The 19,856-nt window shown below is 64.0% G+C and carries 16 protein-coding genes; 8 read left to right on the top strand and 8 right to left on the bottom strand.

What is annotated here, in order from left to right:
• Nucleotides 1-3 precede the first annotated feature (3 nt).
• From AB4Y92_RS07080 to rluD, 3 genes are read right to left on the bottom strand one after another with little or no spacing between them, the layout of a single operon-like run.
• A complete protein-coding gene (locus AB4Y92_RS07080; RefSeq protein WP_441818975.1) occupies nucleotides 4-825 on the bottom strand; it encodes a hypothetical protein in 822 nt (273 codons plus the stop codon).
• On the bottom strand, nucleotides 825-1,613 hold the full coding sequence (pgeF, locus tag AB4Y92_RS07075) for a peptidoglycan editing factor PgeF (RefSeq protein ID WP_441818974.1): 789 nt from the start codon (nucleotides 1,611-1,613) through the stop codon (nucleotides 825-827). Before pgeF ends, AB4Y92_RS07080 begins: the two co-directional genes overlap by 1 nt.
• Nucleotides 1,610-2,584 carry a 23S rRNA pseudouridine(1911/1915/1917) synthase RluD gene (gene rluD, locus AB4Y92_RS07070; RefSeq protein ID WP_441818973.1) on the bottom strand — a complete coding sequence of 325 codons (975 nt, stop codon included), beginning with the start codon at nucleotides 2,582-2,584 and terminating at the stop codon, nucleotides 1,610-1,612. Before rluD ends, pgeF begins: the two co-directional genes overlap by 4 nt.
• A 166-nt stretch (nucleotides 2,585-2,750) precedes the next feature.
• Here rluD and AB4Y92_RS07065 point away from each other — a divergent pair, with 166 nt between their 5' ends.
• A complete protein-coding gene (locus AB4Y92_RS07065) occupies nucleotides 2,751-3,647 on the top strand; it encodes an outer membrane protein assembly factor BamD (protein ID WP_215059714.1) in 897 nt (298 codons plus the stop codon).
• A 606-nt stretch (nucleotides 3,648-4,253) separates the two neighbouring features.
• Here AB4Y92_RS07065 and AB4Y92_RS07060 read toward each other — a convergent pair.
• From AB4Y92_RS07060 to sucC, 5 genes are all read right to left on the bottom strand, one after another.
• Nucleotides 4,254-5,909, bottom strand: coding sequence for an NAD+ synthase (locus tag AB4Y92_RS07060; RefSeq protein ID WP_441818972.1), 1,656 nt, complete (start codon nucleotides 5,907-5,909; stop codon nucleotides 4,254-4,256).
• Between the two features lie 106 nt (nucleotides 5,910-6,015).
• Nucleotides 6,016-6,312, bottom strand: coding sequence for a type II toxin-antitoxin system RelE/ParE family toxin (locus AB4Y92_RS07055; protein ID WP_441818971.1), 297 nt, complete (start codon nucleotides 6,310-6,312; stop codon nucleotides 6,016-6,018).
• Between the two features lies 1 nt (nucleotide 6,313).
• Nucleotides 6,314-6,598 (bottom strand): CopG family ribbon-helix-helix protein, encoded by a 285-nt coding sequence (locus AB4Y92_RS07050; protein ID WP_441818970.1) that lies wholly within the window; start codon nucleotides 6,596-6,598, stop codon nucleotides 6,314-6,316.
• A 151-nt stretch (nucleotides 6,599-6,749) separates the two neighbouring features.
• Nucleotides 6,750-7,625 (bottom strand): succinate--CoA ligase subunit alpha, encoded by an 876-nt coding sequence (gene sucD / locus AB4Y92_RS07045; RefSeq protein WP_215059721.1) that lies wholly within the window; start codon nucleotides 7,623-7,625, stop codon nucleotides 6,750-6,752.
• A gap of 12 nt (nucleotides 7,626-7,637) precedes the next feature.
• Nucleotides 7,638-8,804 carry an ADP-forming succinate--CoA ligase subunit beta gene (gene sucC / locus AB4Y92_RS07040; protein WP_441328797.1) on the bottom strand — a complete coding sequence of 389 codons (1,167 nt, stop codon included), beginning with the start codon at nucleotides 8,802-8,804 and terminating at the stop codon, nucleotides 7,638-7,640.
• Nucleotides 8,805-9,205: 401 nt separating this feature from the next.
• Between sucC and AB4Y92_RS07035 the strand changes: the two genes are divergently transcribed.
• The 7 genes from AB4Y92_RS07035 to AB4Y92_RS07005 all read left to right on the top strand — a co-directional run bounded on the left by AB4Y92_RS07035 (nucleotide 9,206) and on the right by AB4Y92_RS07005 (nucleotide 19,601).
• Nucleotides 9,206-10,831, top strand: a complete 1,626-nt coding sequence (locus tag AB4Y92_RS07035; RefSeq protein ID WP_441818969.1) for a sensor histidine kinase — start codon at nucleotides 9,206-9,208, stop codon at nucleotides 10,829-10,831.
• A gap of 97 nt (nucleotides 10,832-10,928) precedes the next feature.
• Nucleotides 10,929-12,341, top strand: a complete 1,413-nt coding sequence (locus AB4Y92_RS07030) for a sigma-54-dependent transcriptional regulator (RefSeq protein WP_441818968.1) — start codon at nucleotides 10,929-10,931, stop codon at nucleotides 12,339-12,341.
• A 724-nt stretch (nucleotides 12,342-13,065) separates the two neighbouring features.
• Nucleotides 13,066-13,488 carry a pilin gene (locus AB4Y92_RS07025; RefSeq protein ID WP_441818967.1) on the top strand — a complete coding sequence of 141 codons (423 nt, stop codon included), beginning with the start codon at nucleotides 13,066-13,068 and terminating at the stop codon, nucleotides 13,486-13,488.
• 895 nt (nucleotides 13,489-14,383) lie between these two features.
• On the top strand, nucleotides 14,384-14,800 hold the full coding sequence (locus tag AB4Y92_RS07020) for a pilin (RefSeq protein ID WP_441818966.1): 417 nt from the start codon (nucleotides 14,384-14,386) through the stop codon (nucleotides 14,798-14,800).
• A gap of 387 nt (nucleotides 14,801-15,187) precedes the next feature.
• A complete protein-coding gene (locus AB4Y92_RS07015; RefSeq protein ID WP_441818965.1) occupies nucleotides 15,188-15,601 on the top strand; it encodes a pilin in 414 nt (137 codons plus the stop codon).
• A 120-nt stretch (nucleotides 15,602-15,721) separates the two neighbouring features.
• A complete protein-coding gene (locus AB4Y92_RS07010) occupies nucleotides 15,722-17,617 on the top strand; it encodes a hypothetical protein (protein ID WP_441818964.1) in 1,896 nt (631 codons plus the stop codon).
• 91 nt (nucleotides 17,618-17,708) lie between these two features.
• Nucleotides 17,709-19,601 carry a hypothetical protein gene (locus AB4Y92_RS07005; protein ID WP_441818963.1) on the top strand — a complete coding sequence of 631 codons (1,893 nt, stop codon included), beginning with the start codon at nucleotides 17,709-17,711 and terminating at the stop codon, nucleotides 19,599-19,601.
• The last annotated feature ends 255 nt before the right edge of the window (nucleotides 19,602-19,856 follow it).

The following is a 19,856-nucleotide window of genomic DNA, read 5'->3' as shown; positions in this document are numbered from 1 at the left end:
AACTTACAGGCCGCGCAGGTCGGCCGGCACCTTGTATTCGCGGCCATCGAAGGCCAAACGCGCGACGCGCTGGCGATTGGATACCGGCAGCTCGGTGCAGTCCTCGCCCTTGGCCACGCTGCGCCGCGCTTCTTCGACGCTGGTGACGCGCAAACCGGCATAGCCGCGATCGCGCTTGGCGTCGATGGCGACGGTGCGCTCGACGGTCTCGAACTCGCCGGCGCAGTTGGTGTCCCATTCGCCGCGATCCAGCGCCACTTCCAGCTTGCGCAACACCGGCCGCAGCGAGTCGCCGTCGGCGACGTACAGGTTCAGCTGGGTGCTGCCGTAAGGATTGGCGCGCGAAGAACCGTTGTAGTCGATGCGCACGCCGAAGGCGGTGGTGGTCTCGTTGAGGCGGTACCGCGCGGTGTCGAGCGCGATCGAACCGATCCGGATCGCGTCGGACTGCAACGCGTCGTCCTCGCGGTAGCGCTGCGCGATGCGCGGCTGCGCCGAGTCGGCGATCAACACTTCCAGGTCGGCGGATTCCACTTCGAGGCCGCTGGCGGCCTGATGGCGCAGGCGCACCGCGAGCAAGGTCTTGTCCGGCGACGCCGGCCATACCTTGCACGCCACTTCGTCGATTTGAATCCAGCGCGGCTGCGCGCCGGCAGTGCGCAACAGGCCTTCTTCGTCGCCGCTGCCCTCGCGTGCGCCGGGATAGGCCGCCTGCAGCAGTTCGGGCAGGCGCGAAGCGCAGTCCGCCGCGACGGCGTCGGCGCTAGTTAGTGCAGCGAGGGATAACGTCAGGGACAGGACCGTCCGATGGGCCGTGGTGCGCATCAATCCATCCATATGAGCGTCGCCATGCGCCCGGTGCGGCGGTCGCGGCGGTGGGAATAAAAGCGGTCGGGTTCGGCGATCGTGCACAGGCCGCCGCCGTGCATATGATCGGCGCGCAGCCCGGCCTGCGCCAGCCGCAATCGCGCCAACGCGTACAAATCCACCAACCAATGCCCTGGCCGCGTCGCGGCGAAGGCCGCATCGGCGCCCGGATCGCGGGCGAGGAAGGCATCGCGTACTTCGGCGCCGATCTCGTAATGCAGTGGCCCCGCCGCCGGCCCGAGCCAGGCGTGCAGGCGCTGCGGCGAGGTGCGCATCGCCGCGACCGTGGCTTCGAGCACGCCGTCGGCCAGACCGCGCCAACCGGCGTGGGCGGCGCCGATCTCGCTGCCGTCTTCGTCCGCGAACAGCACCGGCAGGCAATCGGCGGTAAGGATGGCGAGCACGACGCCGGGCACCGAGGTCGCCGATGCATCGGCTTCGGGTTCGTGCAGCTGCGGCTGGCGGTCGGCGACGCTGTCGTCGAAACGCAGCACGCCGGCGCCATGCACCTGATGCAGCCAGCGCGGCGCCGACGGCAACCCCGCGCGTTGCGCCAGCAATTCGCGATTGCGCATCACCGCGGCCGGATCGTCGCGATCGTTGCCGTAGCGCGTGCCGAGGTTGAAGCTGTCGAACGGCGGCTGCGATACGCCCAGGCCGCCGCGCACGGTGGTGAAGCCGTGCACGCGGGCCGGCAGCGGCCAGTCCGCGGCCAGCCACGGCGCCTGCCCGGCCGCCGCGCTCATCGGCCGGCTTCCACCGCCGCGCGCGTGTCGGCGCGCAGTTCGGCGAGCAGATGCAGCATGTCGGCCGGCACCGCGGCGCTGCAACGCACCGGTTCGCCGCTGACCGGATGCACGAACTCCAGGGTTTCCGCGTGCAGGGCCTGGCGCTTGAACCCGCGCAGCGCCTCGACCAGGCCGTCGGTCGCGCCCTTGGGCAGCTTGAGCGGGCCGCCGTACAGCGGGTCGCCGATGATCGGGTGCTTGAGGTGCTGCATATGCACGCGAATCTGATGGGTGCGCCCGGTTTCCAGCCTGCATTCCAGCAAGGTGTGGGCGCGGAAGCGTTCGCGCAGGCGGTAGTGGGTGACCGCGTCCTTGCCGTCGTCGCGCACGCCCATGCGCAGGCGGTCGCGCGGGTGGCGGTCGATCGGGGCGTTGGCGGTGCCGCCGGAGACCAGCGCGCCGACCACCACCGCCAGGTACTGGCGATGGACTTCGCGTTCGGACAGCTGATCGACCAGCGAGGTGTGCGCCGGCAGGGTGCGGGCCACGACCATGACGCCGGAGGTGTCCTTGTCCAGGCGGTGGACGATGCCGGCGCGCGGCAGCGAGGCCAGCGAGGGGTCGTGGTGCAGCAGCGCATTGACCAGGGTCCCGGCCGGGTTGCCGGCGCCGGGGTGCACGACCAGCCCGGCCGGCTTGTCGATGACGATGACCTCGGCGTCCTCGTAGAGGATGTTCAGGGCGATGTCCTCGGCCTCGGCGTAGGTCTGGGTGTCCAGGACCACGTTCAATTCGACGCTCTCCCCGCCCCGGACCGGGTCGCGCGGGCGGACCTCCTGGCCGTTCAGGCGGGCATCGCCGCTTTTGATCCAGGCCGCGAGCCGCGAGCGCGAATAATCGGGGAACAGCTCGGCGAGCACGGCGTCGAAGCGGCGGCCGGCCGCGCTGTCGGGCACGGTCGCGGTCAGGGTCTGGCGGGGTTCGCTCATCGGGTCGGGTCTACGGAATCTATGAAAAAGGGGCCGCGGCCAGGAGCCGCGGTGGGCCGGTCGGCGCGGGGGCGGCCGGCGAGGAGGTACGGGATCGGTTAAGGGGCTCGACCCGCGGACTGCTATTATCGGCTCTTCGTGCCTCCGGCGCCCGTCGATGCCTGCCATGACTGTACGTTCTGCCCCGTCCCGCATTGTTCGCCTGTTTTGCCTGCTGTTGCTTGTCGCCGTCGCCGCCACCGGCTGCAAGAGCGTCGGCAAGATGTTCAAGAAGGACAAGGACGCGGATGAAGGCCAGCCGGTCGAGGCCATCTACGAGAAGGCCCACAAGTCGATGACCAACGGTAACTGGGCTTCGGCCGAGGTCAGCTTCAAGCGCCTGGTCGCCCAGTACCCGTACGGTCCCTACACCGAGCAGGCGCTGATCGAGACCGCCTACGCCCAGTACAAGTCGGGCAAGCACGACGACGCGATCAGCAGCATCGACCGCTTCATCCGCACCTACCCGACCCATCGCAACATCGCGTATCTGTACTTCCTGCGCGGCCTGGTCAACTCCAGCCGCGACACGGTGTTCCTGCAGAAGGTCTGGCGCCTGGACGTCAGCCGCCGCGACTTGGCCACGCCGATGCAGGCCTACAACGACTTCCTGATCGTGGTCGAGCGCTACCCGAACAGCCGTTACGCCGAGGATTCGCGCAAGCGCATGATGGCGTTGCGCGACACCTTCTCGCGCCATGAGCTGGACGTGTCGCTGTATTACCTGCGTCGTACCGCCTACGTGGCCGCGGCCGATCGCGCCAAGTACCTGCTGGAAACCTACCCGCAGAGCCGTTACCAGAACGACGCGGTGGCGGTGCTGGTGAAGTCCTACGAGGGCCTGGGCAACGACAAGCTCGCCGCCGACGCCAAGCGCGTGCTGCAGCAGAACGACGCCGGCCACCCGGCGCTGTCGGGCGACTGGCCGGACTACCCGAGCAACCTGCGCAAGCTCAACCCGTTCGCGGGCGAGAAGTCGGCAGTGGATAACCGCGACAAGGAAGAAGCCAAGCGCAAGAACTGAGCGCCTGGGTTCGACCCGCCGGATTGAAAACGCCGCCTTCGGGCGGCGTTTTTGTTTGGGGAGGGGGCGTGGAATTAGCAGCGACGATCCAACGCCCGCCCTTCCCCGAACAAGCACGTCAATTCGCCCCCTTTGAAAAAGGGGGCCGGCGCCCGGCGTTTGCACGAAGGCGGGATCGCCCTGCGCTGCGCGGGGGATTTGCTTTGCTCGGGGTACGTGGCGATTGGACGGCAAGAGCAAATCCCCCTAGCCCCCTTTTTCAAAGGGGGAACAGTTGCGTGGGGCCGGAAAGTTGCGCGGGTTGCTGGCGCGTGACGGGCGAAACGAACGATGTTCGCCGCCAGCCCACTAGCGACCGGGCGCGTCAATTCGCCCCCTTTGAAAAAGGGGGCCAGCGCCCGGCGTTTGCATGAAGACGGGATCGACCTGCGCTGCGCGGGGGATTTGCTTTGCTCGGGGTACGTGGTGATTGGACGGCAAAAGCAAATCCCCCCTAGCCCCCTTTTTCAGAGGGGGGAACAGTTACGTAGGGTGCGGGAAGTTGCGCGGGTTGCTTGGGCCTATAGCGGCATCCAGGCGACAGATATTCGCCCGACGCCCCCCCCCTCAGGCCGAGTAACCGTTAGTGATCGGATACCGCCGCTCACGCCCGAATGCGCGGTGCGAAACCTTCGGCCCCGGCGCGGCCTGATGCCGCTTCCATTCGCTGATCCGCACCAGACGCAGCACCCGGTCCACCGTCGCCGGCTCGAAACCGGCGGCGACGATCTCGTCGCGCGACTGCTCCTGATCGACATGACGCAGCAAGATCGCGTCGAGCACGTCGTAGGGCGGCAGCGAATCCTGGTCTTTCTGGTTCTCGCGCAATTCGGCCGAGGGCGGACGGTCGATCACCGCCCACGGGATGATCGGCGCCCCGGCGATCGCGTTGCGCCAGCGCGCGAGCGCGAACACTTCGGTCTTGTACAAGTCCTTGATCGGCGCGTAACCACCGCACATATCGCCGTAGATGGTGGCGTAGCCGACCGCGTATTCGCTCTTGTTGCCGGTGGTCAGCAGCAGGCCGCCGAATTTGTTGCTCATCGCCATCAGCAAGGCGCCGCGGGTGCGCGATTGCAGGTTCTCCTCGGTCACGTCCACCGCCTTGCCGGCGAAGGTTTCCGCCAAGGTGTCCAGATAACCCTGGAACGGTTTTTCGATCGGTAGCGCGAGCAGGCGCACGCCCTGGGTCTGGCATTGCTCGGCGGCCAGATCGTTGGACATGTCGGCGGTGTAGCGCGAAGGCATGCGCACCGCGATCACGTTCTCGGCGCCGAGCGCATCGACCGCGATGGCCATGACCAAGGACGAGTCGATGCCGCCCGACAACCCCAGCCAGACTTTTTCGAAACCGTTCTTGCGGCAGTAATCGCGGGTGCCGCGCACCACGGCCCGCCACGCCAGCGCATCCCGGCCTTCGTCGGCTTCGTTCGGCCACGACACCGGGGTGAAACTGCGGGTTTCATCAAAGTAGTCGGCGATGAGCCAATGATCTTCGAACGCGGTCGCGGCCGGATGCACGGTGCCGTCGCCGTCGGCCAGCACCGAGGCGCCGTCGAATACCAGCGCGTCCTGGCCGCCGACCACGTTGAGATAGGCCAGCGCCACGCCGGTCTCCTGCACGCGCGTTTCCAGCAAGGCGTCGCGCTGGGCGTGCTTGTCGCGCTCGAACGGCGAGGCGTTGGGGACCAGCACCAGACTGGCGCCGGCCTTCGCCGTCGCCGCCAGCGGCTCGGCGAACCACAGGTCTTCGCAGATCACCACGCCGACCTGCACGCTGGCCTGCGACTGGCGGCCCCGGACCTCGAACACGCAGGCCTCGCCGTCGGGATCGACGTCGAAGTAGCGGCGCTCGTCGAACACCGCATAGTTGGGCAGTTCGCGCTTGCGATAGGTGGCTTCGACCTGCCCATCGCGCAGCACGCTGGCGGCGTTGTAGACGACCGCGCCGGCCGCCTGCGGCCAGCCGACCACCGCGACGATGCCGCGCGCCGCGCCGGCGATGCGCAGCAACGCGGCTTCACAATCGGCGAGGAAGCTCGGCCGCAGCAGCAGGTCTTCCGGCGGATAGCCGCTGACCGCCAGCTCCGGGAACAGCACCACGTCGGCACCGTGCTCGTCGCGCGCCTGCACGATCATCGCCGCGATGCGCTCGGCGTTTTTTTCGACCGCACCGACGGGGAAGTCGAATTGGGCCAGGGCGATGCGGAGTGATGCGGACATGCGGCGGTTACTCGTTGAGTGGCGCGGAAAAGGATGGGGCGCGAACGAAGTTTAGGAGCGAACGGTTTCGAAATCAGATGGCGATACGAAAATGCAGCCGAATGGACTAAAGCCGTGTATAGCCGGCTTCCTTCTGAGCGCGGATCGCCAGCACGAACACCGTATCGATCGCTTCGGCATAGCGGTACAGCGCCACATAGCCCTGCGTGTCGCGACCTATGATCAGTTCGCGCAAGTCCGACACCGCGGGCCGGCCGATCAACGGATTGTCGGCGAGCGCATCGAAGGCATTGACGATGCCCTCGATGCGCGCCCCGGCCTGCGCGACCTCGTGCGCGGCCAGATGCTCGATGATCCGGTCGATATCTTCGAGCACTTCCGGGGCGAACTCGACCTTCGCCATCTCAACGACCCGGCTTTCCCGGCTTCGGCGCGGGCGCGGGCCGTCCCGCGGCGCGGGCCTGTAGATAGCTGCGCATGTCGGGCCAGGCGATGACCTGGCCGCTGGCGAGAATCTGCGCATAACGCTGCTCGGCCAGATCGCGCATCTCGTCGCGACGTTCCTGCGCTTCGGTCTTCTCGGCGATGGCTTCGAGTATGAAACCGTGCGGCGTGGTTCCGGCGCGCTCGGCGGCGCGGGCGATGCGGACCTTGAGTTCTTCGGTCAGCCGGATGGTGGTGGTGGACATGGCGTCCTCGGCTATCGGTGCGTTGCCGCGCAATGTAGCACGCCTGTGCTACATGAATGCATGCCGCCGCACAGCGGCGGCGGCAACGAAAAAGCCGCCCGAGGGCGGCTTCTTCGTCAGCTCAATCCAGCGGATCGATCCGTTGGAGGCCTTACTTAGCCAACCGCTTGGCGATCGCCGCGCCCAGATCGCCCGGCGACTTCACCGTGGTGACGCCGGCCTTCTCCATCGCCGCGAACTTGCCTTCGGCCGTGCCCGAGCCGCCCGAGGCGATCGCGCCGGCGTGGCCCATGCGCTTGCCCTTCGGCGCCGAGGCGCCGGCGATGAAGCCGACCACCGGCTTGGTCACGTACTGGCTGATGAACTCGGCCGCTTCTTCCTCGGCCGAACCGCCGATCTCGCCGACCATGATGATGCCTTCGGTCTGCGGGTCGTCCTGGAACCACTTCAGCGCGTCGATGAAGTTGGTGCCGTTGATCGGATCGCCGCCGATGCCGATGCAGGTCGATTGGCCCAGGCCCACGTCGGTGGTCTGCTTGACCGCTTCATAGGTCAGCGTGCCCGAACGCGAGACGATGCCGATCTTGCCCGGCTTATGGATGTGGCCCGGCATGATGCCGATCTTGCACTCGCCCGGGGTGATGACGCCGGGGCAGTTCGGACCGACCAGGACAACATCGTCGTAACCGTTGAGGGTGTTCTTCACGCGCAGCATGTCCAGCACCGGAATGCCTTCGGTGATGCACACGATGACCTTGATGCCGGCAGCGGCGGCTTCCAGGATCGCGTCGGCCGCGAACGGCGGCGGCACGTAGATCACCGACGCGTCGGCGCCGGTTTCATCGACCGCGTCGCGCACGGTGTTGAAGACCGGCAGGCCCAGGTGCTGGGTGCCGCCCTTGCCCGGGGTCACGCCGCCGACGACCTTGGTGCCGTACTCGAGCATCTGTTCGGCGTGGAAGGTGCCCTGCGAGCCGGTGAAGCCCTGCACGATCACCTTGGTGTTCTTATTGATCAAAACGGACATGTCATCAGCCCCTTACTTGCCAGCGACGGCAGCAACCGCCTTCTTAGCGCCGTCGTTGATGTTGTCGGCCGGGGTAATGGCCAGACCCGAATTCTTCAGCAGTTCCTTGCCGGCTTCCACGTTGGTGCCTTCCAGGCGCACGATCACCGGCACCTTGACGTCCACTTCCTTGACCGCGGCGATGATGCCCTCGGCGATCATGTCGCAGCGGACGATGCCGCCGAAGATGTTGACGAAGATCGCCTTGACCTTGTCCGAGCTCAGGATGAGCTTGAACGCCTCGGTCACGCGCTCCTTGGTGGCGCCGCCGCCGACGTCGAGGAAGTTGGCCGGCGAGCCGCCTTCCAGCTGGATGACGTCCATGGTCGCCATCGCCAGGCCGGCGCCGTTGACCATGCAGCCGATGTTGCCGTCCATGGTGACGTAGTTGAGGTCGTGCTGGCTGGCCAGCACCTCGGTCTCGTCTTCCTGGCGGATGTCGCGCATCGCGGCCAGGTCCTTGTGACGGAACGTGGCGTTGTCGTCGCTGTTGACCTTGCCGTCGAGCACGGCCAGGTTGCCGTTGGTGAGGATCGCCAGCGGGTTGAGTTCGACCAGCGCCAGGTCCTTCTCGTTGAACAGCTTGTACAGGCCCAGCATGATCGTGGTCAGCTGGCCGGCCTGCTTGGCGTTGAGGCCCAGGTCGAAAGCGAGCTCGCGGCACTGGTAGGCCTGCAGGCCCTGCACGTAGTTGACGTGCACGGTCTTGATCGCGTCCGGAGTTTCCTCGGCGACCTTCTCGATGTCCACGCCGCCTTCGGCCGAAGCGATGAAGGTGACCGACTGGGTCGAGCGATCGACCAGGATCGACAAGTACAGTTCCTTGTCGATGTCGGTGCCTTCGGAGATCAGCACCGAGTCGATCGGCAGAGCCACGCCGGCCGACTGATAGGTTTCCATCTTGGTGCCGAGCATGGCCTTGGCGTACTGCTTCACTTCGTCGAAGTTCTTCGCCAGCTTGACGCCGCCGGCCTTGCCGCGGCCACCGGCGTGGATCTGGGCCTTGACCACCCAAAGATCGCCCGGAATGGCCTTGGCGGCCGCGACCGCTTCATCGGGAGTGCGCGCAACGCGCCCGGCCGGCACTGCGATGCCGTAGTCGGCAAACAGCTGCTTTGCCTGATATTCGTGGAAATTCATGCGTCACCGAGGGGAGTGAAAGACGTCCCGCGCGTGTACCCGGCCAAGGGCCGGCGGACGCGCGAGGGGGCCGCATTGTCGCCGATCGCGGCGGGCCGAGCAAAACCCGATTGCAGCCGGCCCGGCCGCCGGACCCAGCCTGGACCGGCTTTGTGACCAACCGATGCCAGCGCCGGCCCCTCCGGCCCGGGTCCGGGCGCGCCGCCGCGGCCCGCGGCGACCGTCTGCCGACAGGCCGCGGATGGCCTCAGGCCCGATCCGGCAAGCTCGCGCCGGCCCCTCGGGACGGCCCGGAACCGCGCCGACGCGCCTCGCCCATGCCTCCGGGCACCGGTCACACCGGTTCGCGGCGGTCAGCCGCCCTATACTGATCGATACTCCGCCCGCGCATGGAAACCCGTTTGCCGCCAGGTCTCGCTCCCGTCAGTCCAGCCGATGCGGACCTCGCGCTGCGCCGCGAACTGTATTTCTTCACCCTCTACCGCCTGCTCGAAGCCGCGCTGCTGGTGCTGTTCCTGTTCGGGCCGATCGACAACATGATCGCCGCGCCGCGCCACGACCTGTTCGCGCGCTCGCTGTCGCTGTCTTATCTGTTCATCGCCACCTTATTGTTCGTGTTCGGCCGCCGCGGCGAACTGCGCAGCCAGGTCCTGGCCGGCATCGCCTGCGACCTGTTCTTCGGCATCCTGGCCATCCACGCCCTGCCCGGCGCCGGCACCGGCATCGCGCTGATGCTGATGTTCAACGTCGGCGCCGCGGCCTTGCTGCTGCGCGCGCGCTACGGCATCGGCGCGGCCATCGTGGCCTGCCTGGGGCTGATCGGCGAATGGCTGTGGACCGAGCTGGGCAACGAAAGCACCGGCCGCACCATCGCCGAGCCGATCATGTTCGCGCTGGGCTATCTGTCGATCGCGCTGCTGACCAACATGCTCGGCCGGCAGATGCGCGAGAGCCAGGAGCTGGCCGAACGCCGCGGCGCCGAGGCCGCCAACTACGCCGAAATCAACGAACTGATCATCCGCCGCATGCGCACCGGCGTGCTGCTGGTCGATGGCGAAGGCCGCCTGCGCCTGGCCAACGAGGCGGCGATGCTGCTGCTCGGCGACAGCGGCGAGTACGACGGCACCCGCCACGGCCACCGCATCCTCGCCATCGCCTCGCCCGAGCTCGCGCGCCGCCTGAGCCGCTGGCGGGTCGAAGGCCGCCCCGACGAAAGCCCGCTGCAACTCGCGCCGGACCTGCCCGAAGTGGTGCCGCGCTTCACCCGCCTGCTCGCCGGCAGCGACCAGACCCTGATCTTCCTCGACGACACCTCGCTGGTCTCGCGCCGCGCCGAATCGATCACCCTGGCCGCGCTCGGCCGCTTTTCCGCCAGCCTCGCCCACGAGATCCGCAATCCGCTCGCGGCGATCAACTACGCGGTGCAGTTGCTGGAAGAGTCGCGCGACATCGCCATCTCCGACCGGCGCCTGCTGGAAATCGTGCGCCAGCAGGGCTCGCGCATGAACGGCATCGTCGAGAACGTGCTCGGCATGGCTCGGCGCGAGCCGGCCAAGCCCGAGCACGTGGAACTGATGGGCTTCGTGCGCCAGTTCGTGGACGAATACCGCGTCAGCCACCCGATCGAACAAGACACGCTGCGCTCGACCGGCTCGCACAGCCAGGCCTCGGCGCTGGTCGATCCGCGCCAACTGCACCAGGCCCTGACCGTGCTGGTGCACAACGCGCTGACCTACGGCCGCATCCCCGGCGAGCCGGCGCGCGTGACCGTGCACGTGTACTTCGACGAAGTCGGCCTGCCGGCGATCGATGTGCTCGATCGCGGCCCGGGCATTCCCGACTCCGTCGCCGAACGCCTGTTCCGCCCGTTCTTCACCACCTCCAGCCACGGCACCGGCCTGGGTCTGTATATCGCGCGCGAGCTGTGCCGGGCCAATCAGGCCGCGCTGGATTACGTGCCGGTCCCCGGCGGCGGCGGCTGTTTCCGCATCCGTCTGGCCGGCGCAAGCGCGTTGTCCTCGCCCTGAACGACGGCATCGCAATCGACGTCATAAGCAGAATCTGTGCCACAAGCGTCTTGGCCGCGACAGGTTCGTTAAGCTATCGTGGGCGGTGGAGGGCGTAATGGCTGAAACCCGTAGTGCATTGGTAGTCGATGACGAGCGCGATATTCGCGAGCTGCTGGTCATGACCTTGGGCCGGATGGGCCTGCGTTGCGACACCGCGTCGGGCCTCGGCGAGGCTCGCAGCCAGCTGCTGCGCAACAGTTACGACTTGTGCCTGACCGACATGCGCCTGCCGGACGGCTCGGGCATGGACCTGGTCGCCGAGATCAGCCAGAAGTACCCGAACACCCCGGTGGCGATGATCACCGCCTTCGGCAACGTCGAAGCCGCGGTCGATGCGCTCAAGGCCGGCGCCTTCGATTTCGTCGCCAAGCCGGTCGATCTGGCGGTGTTGCGCGATCTGGTGCGGCACGCGCTGGAACTCAACGACACCCGCCGCAGCGCCAGCGAGGCCGTGGGCTCGCGCCTGTACGGCGAATCGCCGGCGATGATCAAACTGCGCCAGACCATCGGCAAGGTCGCGCGCAGCCAGGCGCCGGTGTACATCGCCGGCGAGTCCGGCGTGGGCAAGGAACTGGTCGCGCGCACCATCCACTCCGAAGGCGGCCGCGCCGACGGCCCGTTCGTGCCGGTCAACTGCGGCGCGATTCCGGCCGAGCTGATGGAAAGCGAATTCTTCGGCCATAAGAAAGGCAGCTTCACCGGCGCCCATGCCGACAAGCCCGGCCTGTTCCAGGCCGCCGACGGCGGCACCTTGTTCCTCGACGAAGTCGCCGAGCTGCCGTTGCCGATGCAGGTCAAGCTGCTGCGCGCGATCCAGGAAAAATCGATCCGCCCGGTCGGCGCGCAAGCCGAACTGGTGGTCGACGTGCGCATTCTGTCGGCGACCCACAAGGACCTGGCCGCGCTGGTGGCCGACGGCCGCTTCCGCCAGGACCTCTATTACCGCATCAACGTCATCGAGCTGCGCGTGCCGCCGCTGCGCGAGCGCCTCGACGACCTGCCCGGCCTGGCCGGCAAGATCCTGCACCGCCTCGCCGGCAACCAGGGCCGCCCGGTCCCGCGCCTGGGCGACGACGCCCTCGACGCGCTGCGCGCGTACGGCTTCCCCGGCAACGTGCGTGAGCTGGAAAATATCCTGGAACGCGCCCTGGCCCTGGCCGAAGGCGAAGTGCTCAGCGCCACCGACCTGCGCCTGCCGCGCCTGTCCACGCAGCCACCGCCGCTGCCGGCCAACGTCGCCCAGAACGGCAACAACACCCCGCAGCAATCCGGCGCCGTCGATCCGCGCACGCTCAACCCGCGCGACACCGCGACCAGCGCCCTGCCCTCGTACATCGAGGAAATCGAGCGCGCCGCGATCCAGCAGGCGCTGCAGGAGAATCGCTACAACAAGACCCGCACCGCGGCGGCGCTGGGGATTACGTTTCGTGCGCTGCGATATAAGCTCAAGAAGCTTGGGATTGATTGATCGCGGCGGCTGCCTCACCCTACTGACTGATTGATAACGACGCCGGCTCGCCAGAGCCGGCGTTTTCGTTTACGCGGGAGGAAACGCAAAACCTCCCCGCACAACCGCGTCGTAACCGACCTTGGCGGTAAGCGCGCATCACATTGACGCCGACTGCCGCGCGTTCTGGCGGTCCGGGTCGCTCGCCTACCGAACTCTGCCGGAGCGACTCAGTCGCGATGGTCAACACCGCACCGGACACCGTCCGCGCTTAGGTACGAGGTAAGCGGTGCTTAGTCATCACCGTCGAATGCGATTTATCGCCGCATCGTTTCGTGGCGGGTCGCAACGATGACTCTTCAAATGTTTCATGGATCCGCATTTGCCTGAGCGGCTATAGCGCAGGACAAGGCGGGCGAGCGCTTTCGGGCAGAAATTCGATGCAGACACCGTATCGCACTAAAAAGTTACTTTATGTGCGCCTTTACACCAGAATTTAAACGCCACCAATCAGTATTTTTGGCACGCATCTTTCCTGAACCAACCCAAGAACAGGCCCGCCATAATCGCCAACACATTTAATACTCACATATTCAATTATTTTTCCACGCAAAAACCACCGATTATCATATTGGCACGGGTCATGCGTGATTCCGGGAGCGTCTGCGACTCGCACGCTCGCCGAACGTTTCGGCGATCGCTGCCTGCCAGCGCGCGAAACAATCGACTCTCCTAGGGGAACACCATGAAAAAGCAGCAAGGCTTCACCCTCATCGAACTAATGATCGTCATCGCGATCCTGGGCATCTTGATCGCCATCGCTCTGCCGGCGTATCAGGACTACACCATCCGCACCAAGAACGCCGAGTGCCTGAATGTCGCCGCTGCCGCCAAGCTGGCCGTGTCTGAAACGGCGCAGGATCGTGGCAGCCTGGGGGCGATCAAAACGAAGACGGATGCTGGTTACGACTTTGTGCAAAGCGATTACTGCTTGAAAATCGATATCGGCCTGAAAGGTGTGATTACTACCGAATCGCGGCAAACCGGCGCTACCAAGCCCGCCAAGTTCAAGCTTGAACCGACCGCTGAGGAAGGTCGCATCGAGTGGGTTTGCACCGAAACCAATGGCGCCAAGAAGTCGCAATTGCCGGCCGAATGCCGCGGTTAACAGATCGTCGTCGGGGCTAGCTTCGCTCCTAGCACCTGATTGAGCCCGCTCGCCTAAACTGGCTCGGGCGATCAAGTTAAATGAAAACGCCGGCTCGCGAGAGCCGGCGTTTTCATTTTTAGATTTAGGTAAACAACCGCGCTTCCGGCCTGCTGACCCCAGGATAATTCCGTCGCCCGGCCCCGAGTGCCTTCTCTCGAAGATAGCCTTCTCGTGCGAACAGTACAGCAGAGCGCAAACTCGAGGCGATCAGCGCACGCGCGACATAGCACCGCTCACCTGTGAGCCGGCACAAGGCGACATAAGCGGCTTGCAACCAGTGTTCAGCCATCAACTCCCGAAGGCACGCACGGTCGAGCTGCGCGCACTGAAGCCTCAAGACTATCGATAAGCAGGCACCGACTTCCGCCATGCACCAAGCAAGGCACGGAGTTGTCCTGCTGACTGCGCAGCCTTCGCAACCCGCAGCATCTTCGTAACCAGTCCATCTTCAACGGCAACTATCACTGCCTGCGACCCACTGACACTGGCCGATCGATCGTCGGCGCGCCCAGCCGCCAAGTTCAGGCAATCCCATCGTGACAAGCATCGCGAAAGCGCCTCGCAGGCGTTTTCCGGTCGAATCTCACAGTTTCTAGCCGGCCCCATCCAACCTGACATTTTTTGTCACTACCACGGCCCGGGGACTGCCCTTCAGCGTCACTCCGCCAAGCCCCCAGAGCCCCCGATGCGTGACTGGATTGGCAGTTTCGCTCTACGCTCCTGCGCGGCGCGGACTTGGCACGTGTTATGCGTACTCGTTACATGCACGTGCAGCTCGCACGGCATGCCGAAGGATCGAATTCCGATGCCTGTTGGCACGTGAAGCAACTCAATCACTCCTAGGGGATACATCATGAAGAAGCAGCAAGGTTTTACCCTCATCGAACTGATGATCGTCATCGCGATCCTGGGCATCCTGATCGCCATCGCTCTGCCGGCTTACCAGGACTACACGATCCGCACCAAGAACGTTGAGTGCCTCAACGTCGCCGCCGCCGCCAAGCTGGCCGTGTCGGAAACCGCTCAGGACCGCGGCACTTTGTCCGTTGTCACCCAGACGCTCGCCGGATACAGCTTCGCTGCCAGCAGCTACTGCGCCAATGTTGAAATTGCCAATGGTGGCACGATCACCGCCACCACCCAGCGCACTGGCGCCGCCACCCCGGCCGTGTTCACTCTGACCCCGGCCTCGGGTAATGGTCGTCTCGATTGGACGTGCCGTGGCACCGGCAAGGCTTCTCAGCTGCCGGCCGAATGCCGCACCCCGTAATGCTTTAGCAGTATCAGATGCGCAAAAAACCCCGGCATATTGCCGGGGTTTTTTTTGAGCAAGTTCATCAGCTCCGCATCTCCTACCAGCAATGCCTAAGCGCTTGAGTACCGCTCCAGAAAAAGACTGCACAGGTACCGCTCAAGGCTGCGTCCGCCACGCCGTGGTTATTAACGTCATTAGCCACCAATTTCGGCTCCCAGCCGAAAAGTTGGCATGACTCATGCTTGGGACTTTAAGTGCAGCGTAGCTCATCAACGGATTGGACACCGACTCGCTGACAAGTGTTACAGACTTCGACTATGCGCCTAGCGGCGCTGCTTCAAAGCTGACCGGATCACCCCCCTAACGATCCGTCCTTCCAATCCGCACGATCCAGGGGCACCCATGAAACGGCAACTCGGCTTTACGCTTATTGAGCTGATGATCGTCATCGCGATCATCGGAATCCTGGTCTCGATAGCACTTCCAGCTTATCTCGACTATGTAACGCGAACAAAGAACGCCGAATGCCTCAATGTAGCGGCCGGGGCCAAGCTTTCGGTGTCTGAAACCGCGCAAGACCGCGGCTCTCTAAGCTTGGTTACTTCATTGAACACCGGCTATAGCTTCAGCGCTTCTAGCTATTGCGGCAGCATCACGATTGGTGAAGACGGGGTAATAACCGCAGTTTCCACTCCTGGCGGCGCCGCACCGGTTACATTCACCCTACGTCCAACAGCATCCGCGGGACGCTTAGCGTGGGAGTGCAGTGTTCCTGCCGGTACTAACCTGACTTTGGTACCTGCAGAGTGCCGTTGAGAAGCTCATAGCGTGTGTACATAGCGCTTATCGCAGTAAGTTCTCGCTCTTATCAGCAGCACTCGGCAGAAAGCTCCCCTGTCCGTATAGTCTGCACCAGCTTTTTTTCGGATCAGACTCATGCTCGCTCGTGCCGTACTTCTTGTTGCGATGGCATTAACCGTTATCGTTTATTGGGCTGGCCTGTCAGGTCCATTCATATTTGATGACTTACCCAATCTGAGTCCGGTGCAAAGTTGGCTCAACGGCGAGGCTAGCTGGCAATCGGTGATATTCGGCAATCAGTCCGGGCTCCTGGGACGGCCAGTCTCGATGGCCAGCTTCCTGCTCAGCGCAGAGTTCGGCGGGCATAACCCGTACGCGTACAAGCTCGGCAACCTGATCGTCCACTTGCTTTGCGGCTTCGTCGGTTGGCAGGTCATTCGTCGCTTTCTCGCCGAAGACCCTCGTCTGTCCATGCGCGCCGACATGCTTGCCAGCGTAGTGGTCGCTTTGTGGCTACTGCACCCGATCAACGCGAGCACCGTGCTCTACTCGGTGCAGCGCATGGCGCAGTTGAGCACGTTGTTCGTCCTGCTTTCACTGTGGACTTATCTCGCGGCGCGGCAACAACTCATCAAGGGCAAGTTGACTACGGCGCTTCCTGCCCTGTTCGTACTGTTCCCCCTGTTCGTGCTGGCCGGACTGATGAGCAAAGAGAACGCCGCCGTCGCTCCGGCGCTGTGCCTGGTGGTGGAACTGGGGTATTTTCTCGCGCGCACCGAACATAAACGGATCAGGCACGCGTTCTTCGCGGTTTTTCTTATATTGCCCGCGCTGGCCGTGCTGGGAGTGCTCCTGCTCGCCCCGAGCAAACTGTTGGTCAGTTATTCCGAACGCGACTTCACCCTGATCGAAAGGTTGATGACTCAGTCGCGGGTGCTGATGGACTACATCGTCACGGTCATCATTCCGCGCACGCCGTTGATGGGGCTGTATACCGATGACTTCGTCCCGTCGCGAGGCCTGTTCGCCCCCATCACGACCGCCGTATCGATCCTTGCGCTTGCGCTGATCAGCGCCCTGGCCATCAAGCTACGCAAGCGCGCGCCTAGCGTCTTCGTCGGCTGGTTCTTCTTCCTCGCCGCTCACGGCGTCGAGTCGAGCATCATTCCCTTAGAGCTGTATTTCGAACATCGCAACTATCTGCCGGCTCTCGGCCTGATCTTGGGACTGGTGGGCCTCACCGCGCTGCTGCCCGAAGATCTTCCGCTCAATATCTTCAGCCCCAAACAGCTGGGCGCACTGATCGTCGGCGGCTTCACTCTTTCGTTCGCGTTCGCCACCGCCGGCCGCGCCAACGTCTGGGCTGCGCCGGATACGATGCTCACACAAGGCCTCAAGCATCATCCGGGCTCGATGCGAGCGCAGTTAGAACGCGCGACCATGTCGCTACAGCAGCAGGCCAATCCCCAGGGGGCCTATGACGCCTTCGCCGATCTACTCGGAGGAAGCAATCTGCGCAATCAAGTGGTCGGTCGCATCAGCTGGGTAACACTGGATTGCATGACTGGCAAACCGGTAACACCGACGGACTTCCAGAAAGCGGTGGCCAAAGCCCGCCCGAGCCTGAGCATGGCTGAAGTCCCCGCCTTGCGATTGCTTACGCGATTCAGCAGGGAACACGGCTGCAGCCAATTGACCGACTCCGCAATAGCGGATGGCATCATCACCATGCTCGACCGCGCGTCTGCCCAACCCGACAAATCACGCGCAAAATGGCTGACCCGCTTCCTGGCGACGGAGACATTGCTCCGTGCCGGCCGAACCGTTGAAGCACAGACGCAAGCGGAACTGGCCTGGAAAGCCAGCGGAGATCTTCCGGTAGGCACGCTGCTCTCGCAGATCTACGCAGGCCGCAAAATGAAGGTCGAAGCGCAGCAACTGCTTGCAGTGCTGGAAAAAAGGATGAAGCCCTACGACAAGCAGGGCCAGGCCGAACTCGCCAAGACCCGGGCACTGCTCGAACAACAGTGAGCGATTTTTCGGCGACACTCGTTCGCAGGCATCGTGGCGGATACCGACGGGATGCTGCCGTGCCGTGCACGCTCGCAAGGGGCGAGCCCCGATGAAGGCCAGATGGATAGTATCCGCCGCGATCCTCGCGGCGATGCTGATTTACTCGGTCGGCCTGGACGGGCCGTACCTATTTGACGACACGTTCAATCTGATGCCAGTAAGGCTCTGGGCGGCCGGACGGCTCGATTGGAGCGAGGTGATGTTCGGCAACGTCTCGGGAATACTCGGACGCCCGGTGTCGATGGCGAGTTTCATGCTCAGCGCGGCCATCGGTGGCGCCACGCCTTTAGACTACAAAGTCGGCAATCTGGCTATCCACCTGGTCTGTTCCGTCGTAATCTTTCGCCTTCTCCAAAGGCTGATGGCTGCCAACCATCGTTCGCCCGACACTGTCACAGTGTCCGCGGGCTTGCTGACAGCGCTGTGGTTATTGCACCCACTGCATGTCAGCACCGTGCTTTACGCCGTGCAACGCATGGCCCAACTGAGCACGTTATTCGTGCTGCTCGCACTGCTGGCCTATCTCAAGGGCCGATCGGCACTGACATCCTCACAGCCACTCAAGGCCCGCATCTGGTTGTTCGCGGCGTTCCCCGCATTGTGGCTGCTGGGCCTGCTTAGCAAGGAAAATGCAGCCGTCGCTTCAGCGCTGTGCCTGGTGCTGGAGCTGGCGTACTTCCGGCGCGATGAAGCGTCGACGCGAATACTGGCTTGGTTCTATACGACGACACTGATCCTGCCGGTTCTGTTGGCCGGATTGGTCGCCGTCATCCGACCCTCCATTTTGCTGGGTGGCTACCGGATTCTTGAATTCGATATGCCCCAGCGGCTGTTGTCGCAAGCACGCGCGCTGTTTTCGTACCTGGGAATGCTGGTATTTCCTAGAGGCGAAAACATGAGCGTCTTTAACGACGATTTCGCCATTTCCACCGGCTTGTTGTCGCCACCCAGCACATTGGCGGCACTGTTGGCCCTTGTGGCGATCAGCGTAGCTGTCATCGCCCTGCGGCGTCGCTCGCCGCATTTGTTCGCCGGATGGTTCTTCTTCCTGGTGGCTCATGGGGTGGAATCAACGATCCTGCCGTTGGAACTGTATTTCGAACACCGTAACTATCTGCCATCGGTCGGACTTCTGCTGATGATTGCAGGATTGATTTCCCTGCTTCCCGACAAGCTCCGAAATGACTCGCGCCTTCGATACGGCGCGCTGACTGCGTTCGCACTGTGCGCCGCGGCATTAGCCTTGATCACCTGGCAACAGACAAATATTTGGCGCAACAAGGAAGCCATCGTCGATCAGGCGGTGCGCAACCATCCGCGCTCGCTTCGTGCCGTGCAAGCCAAGATGATCGAAGCGATCAATCGCAAGCGCTATGAACAGGCATTTGCGCTGATTTCGCCGATGGCCAACTCGAACAACCCGCGCACCCGTCTCCTTGCGCATCTGGATATGACTTCGATCCGGTGCCTATCCGGCAACCCTCCGGATCCCGCTTGGTTGGATCAAGCAATTCGCGATGCAAGAGATAGACTGACCCTCGCCGAAATCCAGACCGTCGGCCTGTTGATGCAGGTCAGTCGCGACAATCGCTGCGGAAAACAGTCCGAACAGCGCATCGCCGCGACCATCGCCGCCATCGCCGGCAAGGCCATCGGCCAGGCGGACGATGTCGGCCCAAAATGGCAACTGCACTATGCTGCGGCGATCATTTATGGACGTATAGATCATTGGTCCGAGGCACTGACCGAGCTGCGGCATGCCTGGCAACCTGGCGTGCCATCCGAGGTGGGCGCACTGCTCGTTCAAGCCCTCGCGCATAACGGATTACGCGATGAAGCAGCACGCCTGTTGTGGCGGTTGAACCAAGAAACCGCCGTTAAAGACAAAGCCGGCCAGGCTGCATTGGAGCCGGCTCGCAAGATGATTTCTGCGCATCCATAGACCACCTTGTCTAATCCTGAACCTCATGAATTTGACCCGCGGCGAATCTGGGCTGCCGCTGCTTGTCATCGCAGACACTCGACGCATCACTACCATCGAAATCATCAATGTCGCTTACTAAGATATAAGCACCCTTCGACGCAGGCAGCTCACGAACCAAGCGCCTACCATTCAAGGTAACTTGGTCCGGCTTGGCGCTATTTGTGAGTATGTTGCTGGTGTTCCTGCTTGGGTTCCATCACAGCAGAGGTGCCG

Source organism: Lysobacter sp. TAB13, from assembly GCF_052113885.1.
GTDB classification, from domain to species: Bacteria; Pseudomonadota; Gammaproteobacteria; order Xanthomonadales; family Xanthomonadaceae; genus Lysobacter; species Lysobacter gummosus.
This window is presented reverse-complemented; position numbering and strand designations above follow the sequence as displayed.